21 protein-coding genes are annotated in these 19637 nt (G+C 29.7%); 7 read left to right on the top strand and 14 right to left on the bottom strand.

The window, feature by feature from the left end:
• Positions 1-18 precede the first annotated feature (18 nt).
• The 11 genes from mnmG to nadA form a co-directional block, all read right to left on the bottom strand.
• Positions 19-1896, bottom strand: coding sequence for a tRNA uridine-5-carboxymethylaminomethyl(34) synthesis enzyme MnmG (gene mnmG / locus A8L32_RS10015; RefSeq protein ID WP_066630319.1), 1878 nt, complete (start codon positions 1894-1896; stop codon positions 19-21).
• Between the two features lie 65 nt (positions 1897-1961).
• The gene (gene ybeY / locus A8L32_RS10010) at positions 1962-2345 is read right to left on the bottom strand and encodes an rRNA maturation RNase YbeY (protein ID WP_233145478.1); all 384 of its coding nucleotides are present in this window, start codon (positions 2343-2345) and stop codon (positions 1962-1964) included.
• Positions 2346-2384: 39 nt separating this feature from the next.
• Positions 2385-2789 (bottom strand): ATP-binding protein, encoded by a 405-nt coding sequence (locus A8L32_RS10005; RefSeq protein ID WP_066630317.1) that lies wholly within the window; start codon positions 2787-2789, stop codon positions 2385-2387.
• Between the two features lie 90 nt (positions 2790-2879).
• Entirely contained in the window at positions 2880-4076 is a 1197-nt protein-coding gene (locus A8L32_RS10000; protein WP_066630316.1) for a murein hydrolase activator EnvC family protein, read from the bottom strand.
• Positions 4021-4845: a DUF4292 domain-containing protein gene (locus tag A8L32_RS09995; protein WP_066630314.1), complete on the bottom strand. Its 825-nt coding sequence runs from the start codon at positions 4843-4845 to the stop codon at positions 4021-4023. Before A8L32_RS09995 ends, A8L32_RS10000 begins: the two co-directional genes overlap by 56 nt.
• Positions 4838-6583: a tetratricopeptide repeat protein gene (locus A8L32_RS09990; RefSeq protein ID WP_066630312.1), complete on the bottom strand. Its 1746-nt coding sequence runs from the start codon at positions 6581-6583 to the stop codon at positions 4838-4840. The genes A8L32_RS09995 and A8L32_RS09990 overlap by 8 nt, the downstream gene beginning before the upstream one ends.
• Before the next feature lie 5 nt (positions 6584-6588).
• Complete coding sequence (gene dut / locus A8L32_RS09985) at positions 6589-7029, bottom strand: dUTP diphosphatase (RefSeq protein ID WP_066630310.1); 441 nt, start codon at positions 7027-7029, stop codon at positions 6589-6591.
• 7 nt (positions 7030-7036) lie between these two features.
• Positions 7037-8521 carry a lipopolysaccharide biosynthesis protein gene (locus tag A8L32_RS09980; protein ID WP_066630304.1) on the bottom strand — a complete coding sequence of 495 codons (1485 nt, stop codon included), beginning with the start codon at positions 8519-8521 and terminating at the stop codon, positions 7037-7039.
• 8 nt (positions 8522-8529) lie between these two features.
• Positions 8530-9555 (bottom strand): Holliday junction branch migration DNA helicase RuvB, encoded by a 1026-nt coding sequence (ruvB, locus tag A8L32_RS09975; RefSeq protein ID WP_066630302.1) that lies wholly within the window; start codon positions 9553-9555, stop codon positions 8530-8532.
• A gap of 4 nt (positions 9556-9559) precedes the next feature.
• Complete coding sequence (locus tag A8L32_RS09970; RefSeq protein WP_066630300.1) at positions 9560-9949, bottom strand: response regulator; 390 nt, start codon at positions 9947-9949, stop codon at positions 9560-9562.
• Positions 9950-10018: 69 nt separating this feature from the next.
• Positions 10019-11014, bottom strand: coding sequence for a quinolinate synthase NadA (gene nadA, locus A8L32_RS09965; RefSeq protein WP_066630298.1), 996 nt, complete (start codon positions 11012-11014; stop codon positions 10019-10021).
• Positions 11015-11667: 653 nt separating this feature from the next.
• On the opposite strand from nadA, the gene rpiB reads away from it, so the two are divergent.
• Complete coding sequence (gene rpiB / locus A8L32_RS09960; protein ID WP_066630296.1) at positions 11668-12105, top strand: ribose 5-phosphate isomerase B; 438 nt, start codon at positions 11668-11670, stop codon at positions 12103-12105.
• Between the two features lie 139 nt (positions 12106-12244).
• Positions 12245-12688, top strand: a complete 444-nt coding sequence (locus A8L32_RS09955; RefSeq protein WP_066630294.1) for an RrF2 family transcriptional regulator — start codon at positions 12245-12247, stop codon at positions 12686-12688.
• Here the strand turns inward: A8L32_RS09955 and A8L32_RS09950 are convergent.
• A complete protein-coding gene (locus A8L32_RS09950) occupies positions 12685-13080 on the bottom strand; it encodes a VanZ family protein (protein WP_143525060.1) in 396 nt (131 codons plus the stop codon). The two genes, A8L32_RS09955 and A8L32_RS09950, sit on opposite strands and share 4 nt — an antisense overlap.
• 171 nt (positions 13081-13251) lie before the next feature.
• On the opposite strand from A8L32_RS09950, the gene hemW reads away from it, so the two are divergent.
• The 4 genes from hemW (at position 13252) to A8L32_RS09930 (ending at position 16556) form a co-directional block, all read left to right on the top strand.
• The gene (gene hemW / locus A8L32_RS09945) at positions 13252-14373 is read left to right on the top strand and encodes a radical SAM family heme chaperone HemW (RefSeq protein ID WP_066630292.1); all 1122 of its coding nucleotides are present in this window, start codon (positions 13252-13254) and stop codon (positions 14371-14373) included.
• A 9-nt stretch (positions 14374-14382) separates the two neighbouring features.
• Entirely contained in the window at positions 14383-14775 is a 393-nt protein-coding gene (locus A8L32_RS09940) for a rhodanese-like domain-containing protein (RefSeq protein ID WP_075590480.1), read from the top strand.
• 4 nt (positions 14776-14779) lie between these two features.
• Positions 14780-15646, top strand: a complete 867-nt coding sequence (locus A8L32_RS09935; protein WP_066630288.1) for a cation diffusion facilitator family transporter — start codon at positions 14780-14782, stop codon at positions 15644-15646.
• A gap of 112 nt (positions 15647-15758) precedes the next feature.
• Entirely contained in the window at positions 15759-16556 is a 798-nt protein-coding gene (locus tag A8L32_RS09930) for an exonuclease/endonuclease/phosphatase family protein (RefSeq protein ID WP_066630286.1), read from the top strand.
• A gap of 3 nt (positions 16557-16559) precedes the next feature.
• Here the strand turns inward: A8L32_RS09930 and A8L32_RS09925 are convergent, their stop codons facing one another.
• Together A8L32_RS09925 and A8L32_RS09920 are read right to left on the bottom strand one after the other, a co-directional pair.
• On the bottom strand, positions 16560-17354 hold the full coding sequence (locus A8L32_RS09925) for a DUF2797 domain-containing protein (protein WP_066630284.1): 795 nt from the start codon (positions 17352-17354) through the stop codon (positions 16560-16562).
• An 18-nt stretch (positions 17355-17372) separates the two neighbouring features.
• Positions 17373-18629: a peptidase U32 family protein gene (locus tag A8L32_RS09920; RefSeq protein WP_066630282.1), complete on the bottom strand. Its 1257-nt coding sequence runs from the start codon at positions 18627-18629 to the stop codon at positions 17373-17375.
• Between the two features lie 174 nt (positions 18630-18803).
• Here A8L32_RS09920 and A8L32_RS09915 point away from each other — a divergent pair, with 174 nt between their 5' ends.
• Positions 18804-19631 (top strand): LicD family protein, encoded by an 828-nt coding sequence (locus tag A8L32_RS09915; protein WP_066630280.1) that lies wholly within the window; start codon positions 18804-18806, stop codon positions 19629-19631.
• Positions 19632-19637 lie beyond the last annotated feature (6 nt).

The following is a 19637-nucleotide window of genomic DNA, read 5'->3' as shown; positions in this document are numbered from 1 at the left end:
TCCACGTGGAACGATATTTTATCTACCCATTAAAACTAAAAGAACATTAATATCGCTAGGACTAACCCCTGAAATTCGGCTTGCTTGACCTATTGTTTTAGGATTAATTTTAGAAAGTTTTTGCCTAGCTTCGGTAGAAATAGTTTTTAATTCTTCATACTTAAAACGACCAGAAATTTCAAGATTTTCCAACCTGGATAATTTATCCGCCATTACCTTTTCACGATTAATATAACCCTGATATTTAATATATATCTCAGCCGATTCTATAATTTCCTCTTTCCTACTTTCTGGAATAGATGCACAATGCTTTTCAAACGGCTCTATATTTCTAATTAAATCAAAAATATTTACTTGTGGCCGCAATAAAACATCTTTTAGTTTTACTGCTTGCTTTAACGGTGATGTATTAACACTCTCTAAATAACTATTAACAAACTTAGGTTTTATACTAAACGTAGATAAAAATTCAATCACCGAGTCGCGAAACTTAATCTTCTCATCTAATAATTCTACCCTTCTCTCATTCGCTAAACCTAAATCAAAACTCTTTTTAGTAAGCCTAACATCCGCATCATCCTGTCTTAATAAGATACGATATTCTGCCCTAGATGTAAACATTCTATAAGGTTCATCTACACCCTTAGTAACCAAATCATCAATTAATACACCTATATATGCTTCATCTCTACCAAGAATAAATTCTTTCTTATTATTTAATTTAAGATGAGCATTTATACCCGCCATTAAACCTTGTGCCCCTGCCTCTTCATATCCAGTAGTACCATTAATTTGGCCAGCAAAATATAAATTGGAAACCAATTTAGTTTCAAGCGTATGATGTAATTGTGTAGGATCAAAAAAATCATATTCTATTGCATAACCTGGTCGAAATATCTTAGCCTTTTCTAAACCAGGAATATTCTTTAAAGCATCTAACTGAACCTCTAAAGGTAATGAACTACTAAAACCATTTAAATAATATTCAATTGTGGTTTCGCCTTCAGGTTCGAGATGTAACTGATGTTTATCCTTATCTGCAAAAGTTACAATTTTAGTCTCTATACTCGGGCAATATCTAGGTCCAATACTTAGAATTGTACCATCATATAGAGGCGATTTATTCAAACCTAATCTTAATTCTTCATGAACCGCCTCATTAGTATAAGTTAACCAACAACTCTTCTGTTTAAGTTTAGTTTTTTCCTCAGGCAAATAGGAAAACTTATAAAAAGTATCATCGCCTCCTTGTTCCTCACATTTAGAAAAATCAATAGTACGAGCATCAATACGTGCTGGGGTTCCAGTTTTCATTCTATCAGTAGTAAACCCAAAATCCGACAATTTATGAGATAAACCATAAGAACTCGGTTCACTTATACGGCCTCCTTCCATTTGAACCTGTCCTATGTGCATCAGTCCATTGAGAAATGTTCCGTTAGTCATAATAATAGACTTACAAGTAAACTCAACTCCCATTTTTGTAATAACTGACTTAACAGTATTAGCTTCAAAATTAATATCTACAACCGTATCTTGCCAAAAAGATAAATTATCTGTTTGTTCCAGAATAGATCTCCATTGAGATGAAAAAACCATACGATCACATTGCGCTCTAGGACTCCACATAGCTGGTCCTTTAGACCTATTTAATAACCTGAACTGAATAGATGACCTATCAGTAACAATACCACTTCCACCCCCTAAAGCATCAATTTCGCGGACGATCTGCCCTTTTGCTATACCACCTATAGCAGGATTACAGCTCATTTGAGCTATTTTATTCATATCCATTGTAATTAACAATGTTTTAGAACCTAAATTTGCAGCAGCCGCAGCAGCCTCACAACCAGCATGTCCAGCGCCAACTACAATTATATCGTAATTAAAATCCATATATATTAAAATAAGGACACAAAGGTACATGCATCCAATTACTTACACTAAAAAAAACATATAAATTATAAAATTGTTTCGAGAACTTTTAATGCATTGTCTTCTAATTGATGCATTTTGGCATTATCTTCTTCAGTTTTGTCTTTAAAACCTAACAAATGTAATATACCATGTATAATCACACGATATAATTCATTTAAAAAACTAACATTGTATTTTTTAGAATTTGAAAGAACAGTATCAATACTTATAAAAATATCTCCCTTTATTCTATTATTTTCGCAGTAATCAAAGGTGATTATGTCCGTATAGTAGTCATGATTTAAATATTCTTTATTTATATTAAGAATATAATCGTCCGAACAAAAAATAAACGATACTTCACTCGAAATACCGTTATATTGCTTTATAATGGAATTTATCCATTGTGATAATACTTTTGTATCCAATTTTAAATCAGATACATCTTCGTAATTATAATTTAACACTTACAAATTAAACGTTAACTTAACCTTGCTTCCTTCATTTTCAAAATCGATTTCATCAGCAAGATGATTCATTAAAAATATACCTCTACCATGAGTTTTTTCAACATTCTCAGGTAACGTTGGATCTGGAATAGTAGTAAAATCAAAACCTTTACCTTCATCCGCTATAATAAATTCTACTATATCTTCTGTAACCTGATATTCTAGGTTAACATTTTTATTAGTATCCAATTTATTACCATGTACAATGGCATTATTTACACCTTCAACAACTGCTAAAAGCAATTTGCCATATATATCCGTATTAATATTATATTCAGCTGATAAATCATCTACTAATTTCTCAACTATGCTAATATTCTTAATATCAGAATTTAAAACGATTTTTTCCACAGTTAAATCCATTTTTTCTCTAAGTATTTTACATTTGCTTATACTATAAAACACTTAAATAGTTACTCAAAAGTATACAATTTTATTTGAAATATGAAAGTACTATTTTTTTAACCATCCAATTGGGTTAATTTTTTTATTTTCTTGCCATATTTCAAAATGCAATGTTCCATTATTTTCTTTGGGTTCTACAAATACTTCGCCAATAATTTGATTACTTTTTATTACCTGTCCATTTTTTACATTGACCTTCTCTAAATTAGCGTAAACCGTTAAATATTTACCATGTCTAATAATAACAGCTTTATTATAGCCAGGGATAGCAATAACGGTAGATACAGTACCTTCGTAAACGCATTTTACCGCCTTATCCTTAGCAGTTACTATATCAATACCATTGTTCTTAACTTTTACGCCCTTTAAAACAGAGTGATTATGTTCACCAAAATAGCTAGTGATTAATCCATCGACTACAGGCCAATTTAATTTACCTTTAGCTTCATTAAAATTACTGAAAGCATAATTAGTTTCTTTGACTTCATTTTTAATTAAACTTTCGATACTGGCTTGTAATTTTTTGGAAGCTGTTTCCTTTTTTTTGATATCGTTTTTTAACCACCTTTCATCCTTCTTTAAACTCGAAACTAATTTGTGATTATTAGCTACAGACAATTTTAAATTTTCTATTTCTTTATTTAAAATATTAAAAGAAGTTTCCTTTTCAATTAAAATACGTCGATTAATAGCGATGATACTATCATATTTGTTTTTACTTTCTATTAAAACCTTACCCTGCTTTTTTCTATACGAAGCATATTGTTTCATTAAATGAAATCTTCTATAAGCTTCTGAAAAAGATTCAGCACTAAAAACAATCATAAACTCATTATAATTAGAGCCCATTTGTTTATTAGCCTCAAGTACTAATTTTTCATAACCTATTTTAATACTTCTAATTTCTTCCTCTAGAGATTTTAAAACTTCAGTATTACTAGAAATTACTTTATTGATTTGATTTATTTCCTCCTTATAACTAGAAACAACGTTATTTTGGGCCTTAATTTGGGCGTTTAATACATTCACTTGATTAAGCAGACTTTTACGAGAATTTGCCTTCTTAACCAGTAAATTTTTAGCGTTTTTTATATCTCTTTCGAATTGTAATCGATCATTCTTTAATTTTTCGATATTACTATTTTGCGCTTGTAGGTTAATACCAAAGGCTAACAGTAATAAAAAAAAACTACAGCGTTTTACTTTTATAACTCGAAGGAATTTTAAAATGAAGACTACCCCCATCGTTTATTTCTAAATAGTTTAATTTTAAATCTACTTCAAACTTAGCATTTCCCTTCGTAGCTTTCATATTAATCTTTTCAGGAAATATAGTCGAATCATAGTTTTTAAAATGATTATAATTTATACTTATAGAGTGATTATTTTCAAAATCCTTAATAAACACATTTAAAATACGATACAATTCGGGATCTATGTCTATTTCATGTACCAATATATTATTTCTACTACGTTTAGTTAATCTATCTAACCTTTTATCTTTTATTGATTTAAAAGAATAATGATCACTTGACACATGATGTTTATACTTTTTTAAATCATTATAATAATCGTCGCTATAAGGATAGATAAAAAGTGAATTAGTTAAAATAGCTTGTATCGAATAAAAATCTAAATCAATACCATACTTCTTACTGAAATAATTATAATCAGTATGTAAAGCTATCTTATTATGCTTATCTAAAATAATTACATCCTCTAATCCTAACTTAGCTCTAACAACCTCTCTTCCCATCAATATAAAAATGGAGACTATTATTTGACTATCCTTTTGAACAACGAAACTTCCTTTAAAAGACTTCTTATCCTTTCCATCATCAAAAGAGAATTGAAGTTTCTTTAAATATAATTTATCAAAAAGTAATTCATTATTTTTAACCTCTTTACGAAGCTGTGCGTCCGAAATATTAGAAACATTTTTAACCCTAACTGTTTCTGTACTTTTACATGAAACAAGTAAGAATACTAATAAAATGACAAGATAGTTACTCATTCTCCACATAAGACTCTAGCTCAATTTTTTTCTTTAAAACTTCAGATTCATTACCCATTTCTAAGGATTTATTCCATTGAACTAAAGCTTCCTCTACGTTTCCGTTCTTATATAAGATATCACCAAAATGCTCAACTATAACGTCACTTTCATTACCTCCATTATCTATAGCCCTTTCAATAATATATTTAGCTTCAAAATAACGACCTCTTTTAAACAAAACCCATGCATAGGTATCTAAATAAGTAGAGTTACCAGGCTCTAATTCTATACATTTAGAGATCATTTTTTCCGCTTTTTCTAAATCTTTGTTTTCTACCGATAAATAATAGCTATAATTATTTAAAACAACCACATTATTTTCATTCACTTTTAAAGCTTTCTCGTAGTATATATAAGATTGTTCCGAATTATCTAAACTATGCTCAACATCTCCTAAATAAGAATAAAACTGACCTTGTAAATTAACATTATCGCCAACATGCGCTAAACCTCTTTCCAAACTAACCTTAGCTTCAGCATATTCCTCTTTTTGCATATATCCCATAGCATTAAATAAGTTGAATAATGGTTGATCTGGGAAAAAAACTAATGCCTCCTTAGAATCAATTAGCAGCTCATCGAACTTACCTAAGTCTATTTGAATAAAGAACATATCTTGCCATACTGCAGGATTTGAATTATCCAGTTTTAGGGATTTTTTATATTGAACAAGAGCTTCTTCCTTATTACTATTATTTTGAAGGTAATTAGCATAGTAAATAAAACTTCGTGAATCGTCCTTATGTATTGATGTTAGCGTTGAAAAAAGATCACCTATAACTTCGGGGTCATAAGATTGAAAATCTTTACCCATTAAAAGGGGTAATAGTCTTTGAAATTTTACTTCTAAAGCTAAATCTTTATCGCTTAAGCCATTTTTGAAATTAGTTATAAAACCTAAAGTATCCTTATTTTGTAACTTAATATTAGCAATTGAAAAATACCCCAATCCATTACCAGGATCCAATTCTAAAATTTTATTATAACTTTCTTCAGCTTTATCAAAATCCTTATTGTATAAATGCAGATCACCAAGAAATCCGTAATATCTAGTTTCATAAGGATTATCCTTAATTAACTGATCAATTTCTTTAAAAGCTAATCCTTCCTTTCCTAATTCTAAATATATCTTTTCCTTTTCTATAGAAATAACCTCATTAATACCTACACTTTTTTCGAGCTTATCGTAATACTTTACCGCATTTTCAAGCTCCTTGTTATTATAGTAAAGTTGGGCTAAGGCATAAGTATACTCATTATTATTAGGATATTCTTCTACCAAACTCTTATAGATTTTAATTGAATTTGGTAAGTCCTTATTCTGTTGATATAAATCGCCTAAAAGAATCTTATACCATTTATTACTAGGAGAAAGCCTTACTGAATTAGAAAGCAAGTTTTGCGCGGCTTTAAAGTCCTGACCTGATATAGCTATATTAGCAAGCTCATAATAGCAAGTACCACTCAAAGAATCGATTTTTAAACACTCGATAAAATAAGTTTTAGCTTTATTTAAATCCCCATTCATTTTAAGACGTTGACCTTCATAAAAGAAATAGTCAAACTTTCTTTTATTTTGAGGACTTAAAACAGATACTCTTTCCGTTAAGATTTGTTTTTCGTTAACTGAATTTTTTGTTGTACTACAACTAGTGATAACTACTAATAGAACCAACGATATAATTAAATATCTCATATAATCTACTTTTTACCTGTATGTCCGAATCCCCCACTACCTCTCTCAGTATTTTCCAAACTATCCACCAATTCAAATTGAACACTTTCATGTTTAGCAATTACCATTTGGCAAATACGTTCTCCAGTTTTAATAACAAACTCATCATTAGAAAGATTAACTAAAATGACTTTTATTTCACCACGATAGTCAGCATCAATAGTTCCAGGACTATTTAATACAGATATTCCATGTTTATACGCTAAACCACTACGTGGTCTAATTTGAGCTTCATATCCCTCTGGTAACTCAATAAATAAACCCGTAGGTATTAAAACTCTCTGAAGAGGCTTTAAAATAATATCATCTGATAAATCGGCTCTTAAATCTACACCAGCAGATAAACTGGTTGCATACTTTGGAAGCTCATTTGAGCTTTTATTTATAATTCTAACTGCTAAACTCATGTAAAAACTATATATTTTTTATTCTGAACTCTTTTAAATAAACAAACCCTAAAAATACAATTATTAAACCAATACGCATGCCATAAAAGAATATATCGTACCAAATGGAGCTTAAATCGAATAAAAGGTTACCTGAAATAGGAATTAGTTTAATTCCTACTACATATATAACTGCAACTATAATAGTATAAGATAAAACCTTATTCCAATCATATCTTATATTACTATGCTTTTTGCCCCAGTAAATACTCAATACTACCATAACAGAAAAACAAACTAATCCGGCTATAGCAGAGCCTACATAACCTAAAATAGGTATTAATATAACATTTAACCCAATCGTAATAAGACTACCTATAATACCCATATAAGCACCAAAAACCGTTTTATCTGTAACTTTATACCATACCGATAATGTAAAATAAATTCCGCTTAATAATTGCGAAACTAAAACAATAGGGATTACGATATTTCCTTCAATATATTCCTGTGTCAATAATAGATTAATGATATCTATAAAGAAAGTAACTCCTAAAAATATTAGGAGGCCAAATAATACAAAATAAGTAAGAATATTAGCATATTGTATATTACCTTTTTTATGGTCCTTGAAAAAATAGGGCTCAAATGCCAATCTGAAAGACTGTGTAAACATGGCCATTAATACGCCAATTTTAAAATTAGCTCCATATATAGCAAGTTGTTTCAAACCTTCATCTCCACCAATCATTTCAGGAATTAAAATCTTATCTAATTGCATATTAACCATACCAGTAATTCCAACAATTAATATGGGGTAAGAATACTTATACATTTGTTTAAGCAAGGAGAAATCTACACTACTTAATTTCTTAAACAAGTCGGGTAAAATGAGTATTAAAACCGAGAAAGAAGCAATTAAATTGGATAGTAATACAAAAAATGATTGATTACCAGAATAACTAAACCAATCAACTATTCGATAACCATTATTACCAAAATTACGCGGTACCCAATAAAGAAAGTATAAATTAAAACTTATTAAAATAATAATGTTAATAAGCTTTAAAAGAGCAAATCTAACACTCTTACCTTCATACCTTATTTTAGCGAAAATAATAGAAGAAATAGCATCTATAGCCACTAATATACCAACGATTACTATTAATTCAGATGATAACTTTTTATCTGTAAGAATATGTAATTGATCTTGGAGCAACACAACTAAAAAAACAAACAAAGCACTAGTAGAAACTATACTTGTAATAGCTGTAGTAAAAACCTTTGAAAATTCTCTTTCTTTAGCAAATCGGAAAAAACTAGTTTCGAAACCATAGGTTAGTATAACCAATAAAATAGCAATATACCCGTACACTTGCGTTACAATTCCATATTGAACACCATCCATTGTACGGATATAATATGGCATTAATAACCAATTTAATAAGCGAAGTAATATTGTACTTCCTCCATAAACTATGGTATCTCCAGCTAAAGATTTTATTTTACTCACTGTAAAAATTAAAAAAGAGAAAACTGTTCCTGATTAAAAGAATCTTTACCTAAATGTTTATAAGCTAATGCAGTTGCCATTCTCCCTCTAGGTGTTCTTTTTATAAATCCTTCTTTAATTAAAAAAGGTTCATACACTTCTTCTATCGTTCCGCTATCTTCTCCAATAGCAGTTCCGATAGTTGTAATACCCACAGGTCCACCTTGAAATTTATCAATCAAGGTATTTAATATTTTATGATCCATTTCATCTAAACCATGTTGGTCAATATTTAATGCTTCTAGCGAAAACTTGGAAATTTCTATTTCAATATCACCATTTCCTTTTACCTGAGCAAAATCTCGAACACGCCTTAAAAGAGCATTAGCAATTCTTGGTGTACCTCTACTTCTACCAGATATTTCATTGCATGCATCCTTCGTAATACTAGTATCCAATATTCCTGAAGAACGGTTTATTATACCTGACAAAACCTTATTATCGTAATATTCTAAATGGCAATTAATACCAAATCTAGCCCGTAAAGGACTGGTTAATAAACCACTTCTAGTAGTTGCTCCAACTAAGGTAAACGGGTTCAATTCAATTTGTATACTTCTTGCACCTGGCCCTTTATCTATTAAAATATCAATTCTATAATCTTCCATAGCAGAGTATAAATACTCCTCAACTACAGGACTTAATCGATGTATTTCATCAATAAATAAAACATCGTTAGGTTCAAGATTTGTTAAAATACCAGCTAAATCACCCGGTTTATCAAGTACTGGTCCACTAGTAATTTTAAAGCCGACATTTAATTCATTTGCTATTATATTTGATAGCGTTGTTTTTCCAAGTCCAGGTGGTCCATGAAGTAAAACATGATCCAAAGCTTCTCCACGCATAGAGGCAGCTTGAACAAATATTTTCAGATTTTCAACTATTTTATCTTGACCTTGAAAATCATCGAAACTTAAAGGTCGTAGCTTATTATCAACTTCTTTTTCAATATTTTGGTAGCCCTCTTCACGTATATCAAAATTATCTTCCATCTAATTATTTAGTGATTCCTAAATTTTTTACCAAAGTATTAAATAAATCTAACTCAAATGGCTTAGCCATATATTCATCCATACCATGTGCTAAACATTTTTCTCTATCTGCATCAAAAGTATTAGCTGTTAAACCAATAATTGGTGTAGCATAGGATAGTTCCTTTTCATAAGCACGTATTTCTGTAGTTGCCTGAAGGCCATCCATAACAGGCATCATTAAATCCATTATAATTAAATTATAACGTCGTAATTTAACCATATCTACAGCCTCTTTACCATTATTAGCAATATCAATTTTATAACCGAATTTGGATAAGTTTAAAAAAATCAATTTCTGATTTAAAACATTATCCTCTACCAATAAGACATTTAACGAATTAGAATTTTCCATTTCTAGATTTAAAAGAAGTCTTCTACAAAAAAAGCAAAATTACTGCAGATAACTAAGAAGTTTATCAAATTATAGGCCTAGTTTATCTGAAACTTCAAGCATACGTTCGATAGGCTTTACTGCTTTAACACGAATATCTTCTTTTACTTCAATATTTGGCCATCCAAACTTTAGTGCATTATACAATTTACTCATTGTATTTAAACGCATAAATTCGCAATCATTACACGCACAAGTAGAATCGTTAGGAGGAGCAGGTATAAATGTTTTATTTGGGCTCTTAAGCCGCATTTGATGTATAATACCAGACTCGGTTGCTACTATATATTTATTTGAGGAATTGTCTGAAGAATATTTTAAAAGAGCAGCAGTAGAACCAATGTGATCAGCCACCATTAATAATTGTTTCTTACATTCTGGATGAGCAAGGATTTCAGCATCTGGATTTTCTTTCTTAATATCTAAGATTTTTTCTAATGAAAATTTCTCGTGTACATGGCAAGCTCCATCCCACAAAATCATATCCCGACCTGTAATGCTATTGATGTAATTACCAAGGTTTCTATCAGGTCCAAAAATTAACTTTTCGTTTTCAGGAAAACTGTCTACAATAGCTTTAGCATTAGTACTTGTAACAACAATATCTGATAATGCTTTAATTTCTGCCGAAGTATTTACGTAAGTAACTACTTTATGGTCTGGGTATTGATTAATGAATTTCTCAAACGCATCAGGAGGGCAGCTATCCGCTAAACTACAACCCGCATTTAAATCAGGTACAATAATAGTTTTTTCAGGGGACAGAATTTTAGCACTTTCTCCCATAAAGTGAACACCGGCAACCATAATTATTTCAGCATCCGTTTTTGCAGCAAACTGAGCAAGTGCTAAACTATCACCAACAAAATCTGCTATATCTTGTATTTTATCTTCCTGATAAAAGTGAGCCATCAATACTGCATTCTTTTCTTTTTTCAGTTTTAAGAACGCTTCTTCAATATTTTCTATATCCTCAATTGGTTCGTTTACGAATCCATTTTTAAGCCAATCAGATTTTAATTCCATTATTATTTTTAAATAAAAGAGAGATTTCTAATAATATATAATGATTATAATAGCCTGTTAATACCGTTAACAAAAATGTTAAAATATGCTTGTAAAACTGCTTGTTCAACATTTAGTTCAGAGATATTAATATTCTATTAACATTAGAAAATCTTAATTAGTTCTTAAAAACCAAAAGATTAACTAAGGTTATTAACATGTTGTTAATAGCGTACAAATTTAATAAGATTATCGGTTGAAAGTATAGTTTAGCTGTTAAAATACTGTTAGAAATTGTTGTTAAAATAATCGCTTATTAACTTGCCTTGCTTTTGTTATGTACTGCATGTATAAGTTTTATTTATGTGCAAATCTTTTTTTAGATTTTTCTCATTTCTGAATTCACATTTTATTAACATCAAATCACACGTTATCCACAGTTTATTAATATTGCTACAAAATATAGTTATATATCTAGTAAACAGTAGTATTAGATCTAATATTAACTAATATCTGTTGATAACTGATTATGTATAAAATGAACTTAGTATTTATGTATTACTACAAGTAGATTAAGAAGGTTTATTATTATATGGATTCCTTTCTTTTTCTCATCAGTATATAAATATTAATAAGATGTTAGTTGAACTTTCTTTTTATCTTTGCCAAAAAAAATGAAGATTACAAGTATTGGATTTGCTGCTGATCACGCAGGAGTTGAGTTAAAACAACATTTAATTAATTTTTTAAGTGATAAAGGAATTAAATGTATTGATTTTGGAACTAACTCAGCAGAGAGTTGTGACTATGCTGATTTTGCTCACCCTATGGCATCTGCTGTTGAAGCTACTGAAGTAGATTTAGGAATTTCCGTTTGTGGTAGTGGTAATGGTATTAATATGACGGCTAATAAACATGCAGGTATTAGAGCTGCGTTATGCTGGAATAAAGAAATTTCAGTATTAGCTCGTTCTCATAATAATGCCAATGTTTGTTCATTACCTGCCCGATTTATTTCTGAGCAAGAAGCAATTGATATTGTTAATGCATTTATTGAAACAGAATTTGAAGGTGGAAGACATCAAAAACGTATTGATAAAATACCTTGCTAATAACTTCACTATTATATTAAAGCATTAATACTTATTTTCTTTATTTGAAGATTTAAGTATTGTTGCTTTATAAAAGAATGTAATTAGTTATTTGCATTTTATGATATTTGTGTAATTTAGCATTTGTAAATCTTTTATTATGCTATCTAATACTTGTAAGTACGCTGTTCGTTCGGTTATCTATTTGGCAATTAACCAGGAAGAAGGTAAGAAAATTGGAATCAAACAAATATCTAAGGATTTAGATATCCCAACACCCTTTCTTGGTAAAATTCTGCAGACTTTAGCAAAACAAAAAATGTTACTTTCTAATAAAGGACCACATGGCGGTTTTACATTAGCATTGGATGCGTATGAAATTACTTTATTAGATATTGTAAAAATAATTGATGGCTTAGATGTTTTTGAAAACTGCTTGATTGGTATGAATACCTGTAAGTCAGCGCACGAAAATAATCGTCCTTGTCCTGTTCATGATGAGTTTTGTTCGGTTAGAGCAGAAATGCTAAAACTGTTTAAAAGCGAAAGTATAGGATTAATTGCCGAAAGAATTGGAGATAAAGAAGATTACTATCTACTTTAATTTTTGAAAAGTAGTATGTTATATATGAATGAGTATTTTTTTACACTAAAAAAAAGTATAGCTCCGCATATTACTCCAATGCTATTAAATACGGCATCATAAAAATTACCACTTCTATTACTGGTTAAAAGAGCTTGCATAAATTCTAATGCAATACCTAAAGTTATAGTATCTAGCACAATCCAACGTTTTCTAATATGTTTTGAGTTTTTATAGTTTTCTATAAAAAAGATAAAACTTAATGAAAAGTACATTGAAAAGTGTGCGAATTTATCAAAATGTTTATGAAAACTAACTTTATCAGGCATAACCTTATTAACGTTCATAAGGCTTAAAAAAATGATGATAGCGACTAGTAAAAGGGTTCTCCAATAATTTTTTAATATATTCATAATTAGATATATACGAAAGTTTTGAATTGTAAATTTGGTTATTAACAACGCTATTAAAGTTATCAACAAAAATACCATAAATAAGTATAAAACAAATGTTTCACGTGAAACGTTCATGTTAAATAATTTTAAACATTATTTGTAATTAATAGTTGAATAGAAAAATATATAATGGCAGGAGTTTATATTCATATTCCTTTTTGCACTCAAAAGTGTGGATACTGTGATTTTTACAGTATTATAAGACTAAAAGATAAGTCTGAATTTATTGATGCATTGGTTAAGGAAATTGGGCTGAGAGCCGGTGAAGTTGATGAAAAAATTAAAACTATTTATTTTGGTGGTGGAACGCCTAGCCTTTTAAAAAAAGAGGAATTAGTAATCATTTTTAATGCTTTAAAAGAGGTTTATGATTTTTCGTTTTTAGAGGAAATAACGATAGAAGTTAATCCTGATGATATAACAACTGAATATTTAGGTGATTTAAAAGAAATTGGTTTTAATCGCTTAAGTATGGGTATTCAAAGTTTTAACGACAGAATTTTAACTTATATGAATCGCAGGCATGGTGCTGAAGAAGCAAAAATTGCGGTTCAATTAGCAAAAATTGCAGGATTTACTAATATGAGTATAGATCTAATTTATGGTATTCCTAAAATGACTGATCAGGAGTGGAAACATACTATTGATACCGCCATAGAATTAGATGTAATACATATTTCAGCTTATCATTTAACTTTTGAACCAGGTACTCCTTTTTATAAAAACTTAAAAAGAAATATTGTAAGCGAAATTGATGATAAGGAAAGTGTTTCGCAGTATAATACTTTAATTACAAAGCTTACAAGTGCTAAATTTAATGACTATGAAATTTCAAATTTTTGTAAGGAAGGTTTTGAGTCCAAGCACAATTCTAATTATTGGACAGGAAATAGTTATGTTGGTTTAGGGCCATCTGCACATTCGTATACTAATAATAGGAGAAGGTGGAATGTTTCTGATTTAAAAAAATATATTACAAATATAAGTCAGGATAAAGTGTTTTATGAAACTGAAACTTTAACAGAAAAGGATTTGTATAATGAATTAATTATGCTTGGTTTACGCACAAGTAAAGGAGTTTATCTTAATTCAATGAATAATTTTAGTGCTATTTTTATGGATGAATTTAAACAGATAAAGCAAAAAAATATAAAGGCAAAAAAACTAATTGAAGAACAAGGTTATTTAAAAGTGAGACGTGAAAGTAAGTTTTTAACTGATCAAATTATATCCGATTTCTTTATTGTTTAAATGTGTTTTATGAGAGTATTTATAGTAGTTTTCTTCATTGGTTTATTTTCTATTCCAGGTTTTGCTCAAAAAAAAACTGAGGTAGAATGCGAAAAATTTTATAAATTAATAAATGAGGAAGAAAATGCCCTTATTTTAGATATTAGACCTATTGAAATGTATGAGAATAATAGGATTAAAAATGCACTTTGGGCTGGTGAAAAGGATAGTTTATTTATACTTTTAAAAGATGTGCCTAGACAAACTACTCTCCTACTTTATTGTAAAATAGGTAAAAGAAGTAATGAATGTGCTAAACTATTAAAAAATAGAGGTTACAGAAAAGCATATGAGCTTAAAGGTGGTTTAAAAGAATGGATAAGAGAAGGTTATCCCGTAGAGAATATAATTATTAAGAATTGATTAAATGAGTTCAGTAAGAAAATATAATGTAGGTGTAATTGTTTCCTGGTTATCTATTTTATTAAATATAGTTCTGTTTGTTATTAAATTCTGGGTTGGTTTATTATACAACTCAGTGGCATTAATTGCCGATGCCTGGCATACTTTAACGGATTCAATTTCATCATTTGCTGTACTTATTGGTATTAAAGTTTCATTAAAGCCTGCTGACGAGGATCATCCATTTGGGCACGGTAGAGCTGAGCTTATTGCAACTATTTTCGTGGGTATTTTATTAGCCATAGTTGGAGCTAACTTTACTTACGAATCAATTTTAAAGTTGAGTTCTCATGAATCTGTGACTTATGGAAAATGGGCTATTATTATTACTGTTATCTCTATTCTAGTAAAAGAAGTAATGGCTCAATATTCTATTTACTATGGAAAAAAGACTAGTTCTTCTTCGCTTATTGCGGATGGTTGGCATCATAGAAGTGATGCTATTTCGAGTGTAGTTATATTGGTTGGGATATTCGTTGGAAAATATTACTGGTGGATGGATGGAGTTTTAGGTTTAATTGTTTCTGCATTAATATTTTATACCACTTACTCTATTTTAAAAGAAGCACTGTCGTTATTTTTAGGTGAACGAATTGAAGATGAGTTAAAGGAGAGTATTCAACAAATGGGTGTGAATACATTTACGAGAGATCTTGATCCACATCATTTTCTGATTCATAAATATGGACATCACAGTGAGTTAACTTTTCATATATCATTGCCTGGAAACATGAGTTTATCTGAAGCTCACCATATTGCCACAGAGTATGAAAATGTGGTAAAAGAAAAATATAACTTAGGAGTTACTATTCATATTGATTCGTTAGATTAGTTGCCGTAGTCATCGTTTTAAGCACTATTATCAACGATTAAACTACTCATATGTAAAAAGGTATTTTAATTGCCTATTACACCAGTATATTTAGCCCAAAATCTATCAAAGAATGAAAGTAACTGGTGCTATATGGGTATGTTTATTATTAATTTTTGCTTCGTGTAATAATCAAGGCAAAAAAGTATCTATATCTACCATTAAATTTAACTGTAAGTATACCTCAAACCCTGTACATATAAATCAACCATACTTCGACACCTTACAGGTATTTATTTCAAAACTGGAGCCTGATTTAATTAGCTTTAAGGAAACTATCTTTAGTGATAATTGTAAATCTGTTATAGAAGCTAAAGGATATCAGTTTATTCCTATTCACCATTTACAGTCAGATTCAAATATTTTCTATTCGCCTATAGTTTATAAATCTACTTCTTTTACACTGTTAGGTTCTTCCTTTTATATTTTTAAAAAGGAATATTTAGAAAAGGATAAGAATATAGTTTCATGGTTTCAGTTAAAAAATATTCAAACAGGTCATGTTTTTTACTTATTTAATTTACAGTTGCAGAGGGTTTTAAATAATGAGCAGTCTGAATTTATTGCATACGAAGTTTTACGCCGTATAGACAATGTTTCTGCTGGCCTTCCAGTAATATTAATTGGCGACTTTTTTTCTCAAAATACTACCTTAAGAAAGGTATTAATTAATAATTGGAAAGGAATATATCCTTTAAATGAAGTTAATATTGTAAATGGAGAAATTTCTGAATTTTTAGTAAACGATTTTTTTGATGTGATAACTTCATCAGTAAATACCAATAAAGATTCTTTGGTAAATAATGTGGAGTTTAAATTTAGTACTCAAAAAATTAAAAGAAATAAATCAGGAAATACTATACCTGAATAATCTTTAAACATCCATTTCTATTAAATATCCAGTATGTTTTCTAATGTTTATAACTTGATTATCATTAAGATATAAATATTGTCCTTTAATACCTTTTAAAACTCCTTCAACTATACTAGTTTTATCAAAACTCAAACTTGAAATTTTTGTAGGATATTCATTGATTGGAAAGTTAATATCAAGAACTTCATTTGTTGTGTCTGTATATTTTTGGAGCTCTTTTGGTAATTTATTTATTGCAGTAATAGCTTCAGCTTTTAAGTCAACATCAACCGATTTACCTTTTAGCATGGCTTGCCAACTAGTTTTATCTGAATAAAATTGCATCAGAAATTTCTCTATTGTTCCAGCAATGTGTCTATTGGGCGTTTCTGCTATAACAATTGCATGGCTTGCCCCTTGATCTATCCATCGTGTTGGAATTTGTGATTTACGAGTTATCCCAACTTTTAAATTAGATGATATGGCCAAGTAAACTATATGAGCTTGTAAGCAATGTTTTTCTGCCCAATCCATATTTCTTGAAATGCCTAAATGAGCTTGACATTTTTCTGGATGTAAGATACATTCGCTGGCTTCTGGAGCTGAAGCAAAGCAATTATAGCAAAACCCTTGACCAAAGGATTTTTTTGTGATTTTACCACAGGCAATACAATTAATCTGATTAAGGAAATTTAAAGTAATTGGTTTATTAATTTGAGAACTTAGTTCTACCAAATCATTGCCAATAGGTAAAGAATACTCTACCTCATTGGATAAATTACTTTTCATTTTAGATATATTGCCTTTATATTTCATTGTGCTTATTTTGTTGTATTATTGATTTAATAATGCATGAGCATCGACTAATTTATACAGTTTATCCGAACGTCTTATTTTTTCTTCAATAGGAATTGAAAACCTCTCCCCTTTTACTGTTTCTTCAACAGATTTTAAATCAACACGTATTTCAGGAACCACTAGTTTTACAACACCTGTGGTTGGCCCTGTTACTAAAATTTCGTCACCAACTTTTAAATTTTGCGTTTCCATTAAAAACTCGGCCACACCTATCTTCGGAAAGTAATTAGTTCCTTTTCCTATGTAAATTTTTCGTTTAGAGGCCCTATTTCCATAATTATGGCTCCATTCACCAAGCTTTTGACCTAAGTAATAACCATCCCAAAAACCGCGATTAAATACGGTTGTTAATTCCTTATCCCAAGTATCAATCTTTTTTTGATTAAATGTGCCTTCTAATATCGAATTTAAAGCTTCGTTGTACGCTTTTACTACAGCATGAACATATTCTGGACCACGTGCCCTACCTTCTATTTTAAATACACGAACTCCTGCATCTACCATTTTGTTTAAAAAGTGAATGGTTTTTAAATCCTTTGGCGACATAATATATTCATTATCTACCTCAAGTTCCTGCCCAGTTTCTTTATCTGTAACAATATAACTTCTTCTGCAGGTTTGTAGGCATGCTCCTCTGTTGGCCGATGATGTGGTGTTATGCAGACTTAAGTAGCATTTACCAGAAACTGCCATACACAGGGCACCATGACTAAACATTTCTATTTGAATTAAATTTCCGTTTGGTCCTTTAATTTGCTGTAGTTGAATCTCGCGATATATGTTTGCAACTTGATCTAAATCTAACTCCCGAGCTAAAACAACAACATCTGCAAATTGAGCATAGAATTTTAAAGCCTCAATATTTGAAATATTTAATTGTGTGCTTAAATGAACTTCAACATCAATTTCACGCGCAAATGAAATAGCAGAAACATCAGATGCTATAACAGCCGAAATATTAGCTTCTTTTGCTGCAACTATAATCTTACGCATTAAATTTAAATCCTGATCGTAAAGAACAGTATTAACTGTAAGATATGTTTTAACATTACTTTCTTGAGCTATTTTTACAATCTCATGTAAATCATCAACGGTAAAATTATTCGACGATCTGGAACGCATATTTAACCCCTCAATGCCAAAATATACAGAATTGGCTCCTCCCTGAATTGCCGCTCTAAGTGATTCGTAAGAACCAACTGGCGCCATTATCTCAAAATCTTCTCTTTTCATTGTTATGCTAAATGATTCAAATAGATTACAAATGTACTTATTTTAGGAATTAGTGTACCTATTTACATTAAGTATTGATGATAAGTCTATTTGCGATTGTGTTTATTTGTTTACTTTTGATGATTAGATTGGTTAAAAATTACAATTAATTGGTAGTAAAAGAATATAGTTTATATGGAGTATGATATAAGGGTAAGAGAGAAATCGGACGAAGTTCTTAAACAAGCTCAATTAGTTATGTTGGAAGTTTTAAAGGTTATTGATAAAATATGCTCAAAATATGACATAAAGTATTGGCTAGATGCGGGTACTTTATTGGGTGCAGTGCGTCATAAAGGTTTTATACCTTGGGATGATGATTTAGATATTTGTATGATCAGGAGTGATTATGAAAAATTTATTTCAATAGTTGAGAGTGAATTACCTGAAGGTTTGTTTTTACAAACTCGAGACACTGATCATTCTATTTGGAAATGGGCAAAAATTAGAGATGTTTATAGCACTTTTATTCAAAAAACAGAGGTGGATAAAAGCATTAAATATCATCAAGGTATTTTTGTAGATATTTTTCCGTACGATATCATTGAAGATACTTTTAATAAGAATAAACTATTTATTAATAGAAGATACCATCTTTCTAAAAATAAAAAAGTTAAGAAAATGTCTGGTTTATTAAATATGCTAGCAACAATTGCAGTTAAAACAGTTGGTTTTAATAGATGGAAAAATTACTTTTTAAGAAAAAATAGTGGCAATAATATGGTGTCAACAGGAATAGATATTACTGTTGGTTTTTGTTCGTTTGAATATGACACCATGTTCCCTTTAAGAAAGATAGAATTTGAAGGTTTATCTTTTTATGGTCCTAATAAAGTTGATGAGTATTTAACACATATGTATGGTGATTATATGTCTTTACCTCCAGAAGATCAAAGAAAAGTACATGCACATAAAATCTTACCATTTAACAAATGTAATCATCCTAAATCTAAGCAATATTAATTTTAT

Source organism: Labilibacter marinus (assembly GCF_001659685.2).
Classification (GTDB): Bacteria; Bacteroidota; Bacteroidia; order Bacteroidales; family Marinilabiliaceae; genus Saccharicrinis; species Saccharicrinis marinus.
The sequence above is the reverse complement of the archived record's forward strand: the minus strand, read 5'-3'. Positions and strand labels throughout refer to the sequence as shown.

Coding starts and splice junctions, on each gene's coding strand:
- mnmG (WP_066630319.1), bottom strand. CDS start 1,896: ATGGATTTTAATTACGATATAATTGTAGTTGGCGCTGGACATGCTGGT.
- A8L32_RS10005 (WP_066630317.1), bottom strand. CDS start 2,789: ATGGATTTAACTGTGGAAAAAATCGTTTTAAATTCTGATATTAAGAAT.
- A8L32_RS10000 (WP_066630316.1), bottom strand. CDS start 4,076: ATGGGGGTAGTCTTCATTTTAAAATTCCTTCGAGTTATAAAAGTAAAA.
- A8L32_RS09995 (WP_066630314.1), bottom strand. CDS start 4,845: ATGAGTAACTATCTTGTCATTTTATTAGTATTCTTACTTGTTTCATGT.
- A8L32_RS09990 (WP_066630312.1), bottom strand. CDS start 6,583: ATGAGATATTTAATTATATCGTTGGTTCTATTAGTAGTTATCACTAGT.
- dut (WP_066630310.1), bottom strand. CDS start 7,029: ATGAGTTTAGCAGTTAGAATTATAAATAAAAGCTCAAATGAGCTTCCA.
- ruvB (WP_066630302.1), bottom strand. CDS start 9,555: ATGGAAGATAATTTTGATATACGTGAAGAGGGCTACCAAAATATTGAA.
- A8L32_RS09970 (WP_066630300.1), bottom strand. CDS start 9,949: ATGGAAAATTCTAATTCGTTAAATGTCTTATTGGTAGAGGATAATGTT.
- nadA (WP_066630298.1), bottom strand. CDS start 11,014: ATGGAATTAAAATCTGATTGGCTTAAAAATGGATTCGTAAACGAACCA.
- rpiB (WP_066630296.1), top strand. CDS start 11,668: ATGAAGATTACAAGTATTGGATTTGCTGCTGATCACGCAGGAGTTGAG.
- A8L32_RS09955 (WP_066630294.1), top strand. CDS start 12,245: ATGCTATCTAATACTTGTAAGTACGCTGTTCGTTCGGTTATCTATTTG.
- A8L32_RS09950 (WP_143525060.1), bottom strand. CDS start 13,080: ATGAATATATTAAAAAATTATTGGAGAACCCTTTTACTAGTCGCTATC.
- hemW (WP_066630292.1), top strand. CDS start 13,252: ATGGCAGGAGTTTATATTCATATTCCTTTTTGCACTCAAAAGTGTGGA.
- A8L32_RS09940 (WP_075590480.1), top strand. CDS start 14,383: ATGAGAGTATTTATAGTAGTTTTCTTCATTGGTTTATTTTCTATTCCA.
- A8L32_RS09935 (WP_066630288.1), top strand. CDS start 14,780: ATGAGTTCAGTAAGAAAATATAATGTAGGTGTAATTGTTTCCTGGTTA.
- A8L32_RS09930 (WP_066630286.1), top strand. CDS start 15,759: ATGAAAGTAACTGGTGCTATATGGGTATGTTTATTATTAATTTTTGCT.
- A8L32_RS09925 (WP_066630284.1), bottom strand. CDS start 17,354: ATGAAATATAAAGGCAATATATCTAAAATGAAAAGTAATTTATCCAAT.
- A8L32_RS09920 (WP_066630282.1), bottom strand. CDS start 18,629: ATGAAAAGAGAAGATTTTGAGATAATGGCGCCAGTTGGTTCTTACGAA.
- A8L32_RS09915 (WP_066630280.1), top strand. CDS start 18,804: ATGGAGTATGATATAAGGGTAAGAGAGAAATCGGACGAAGTTCTTAAA.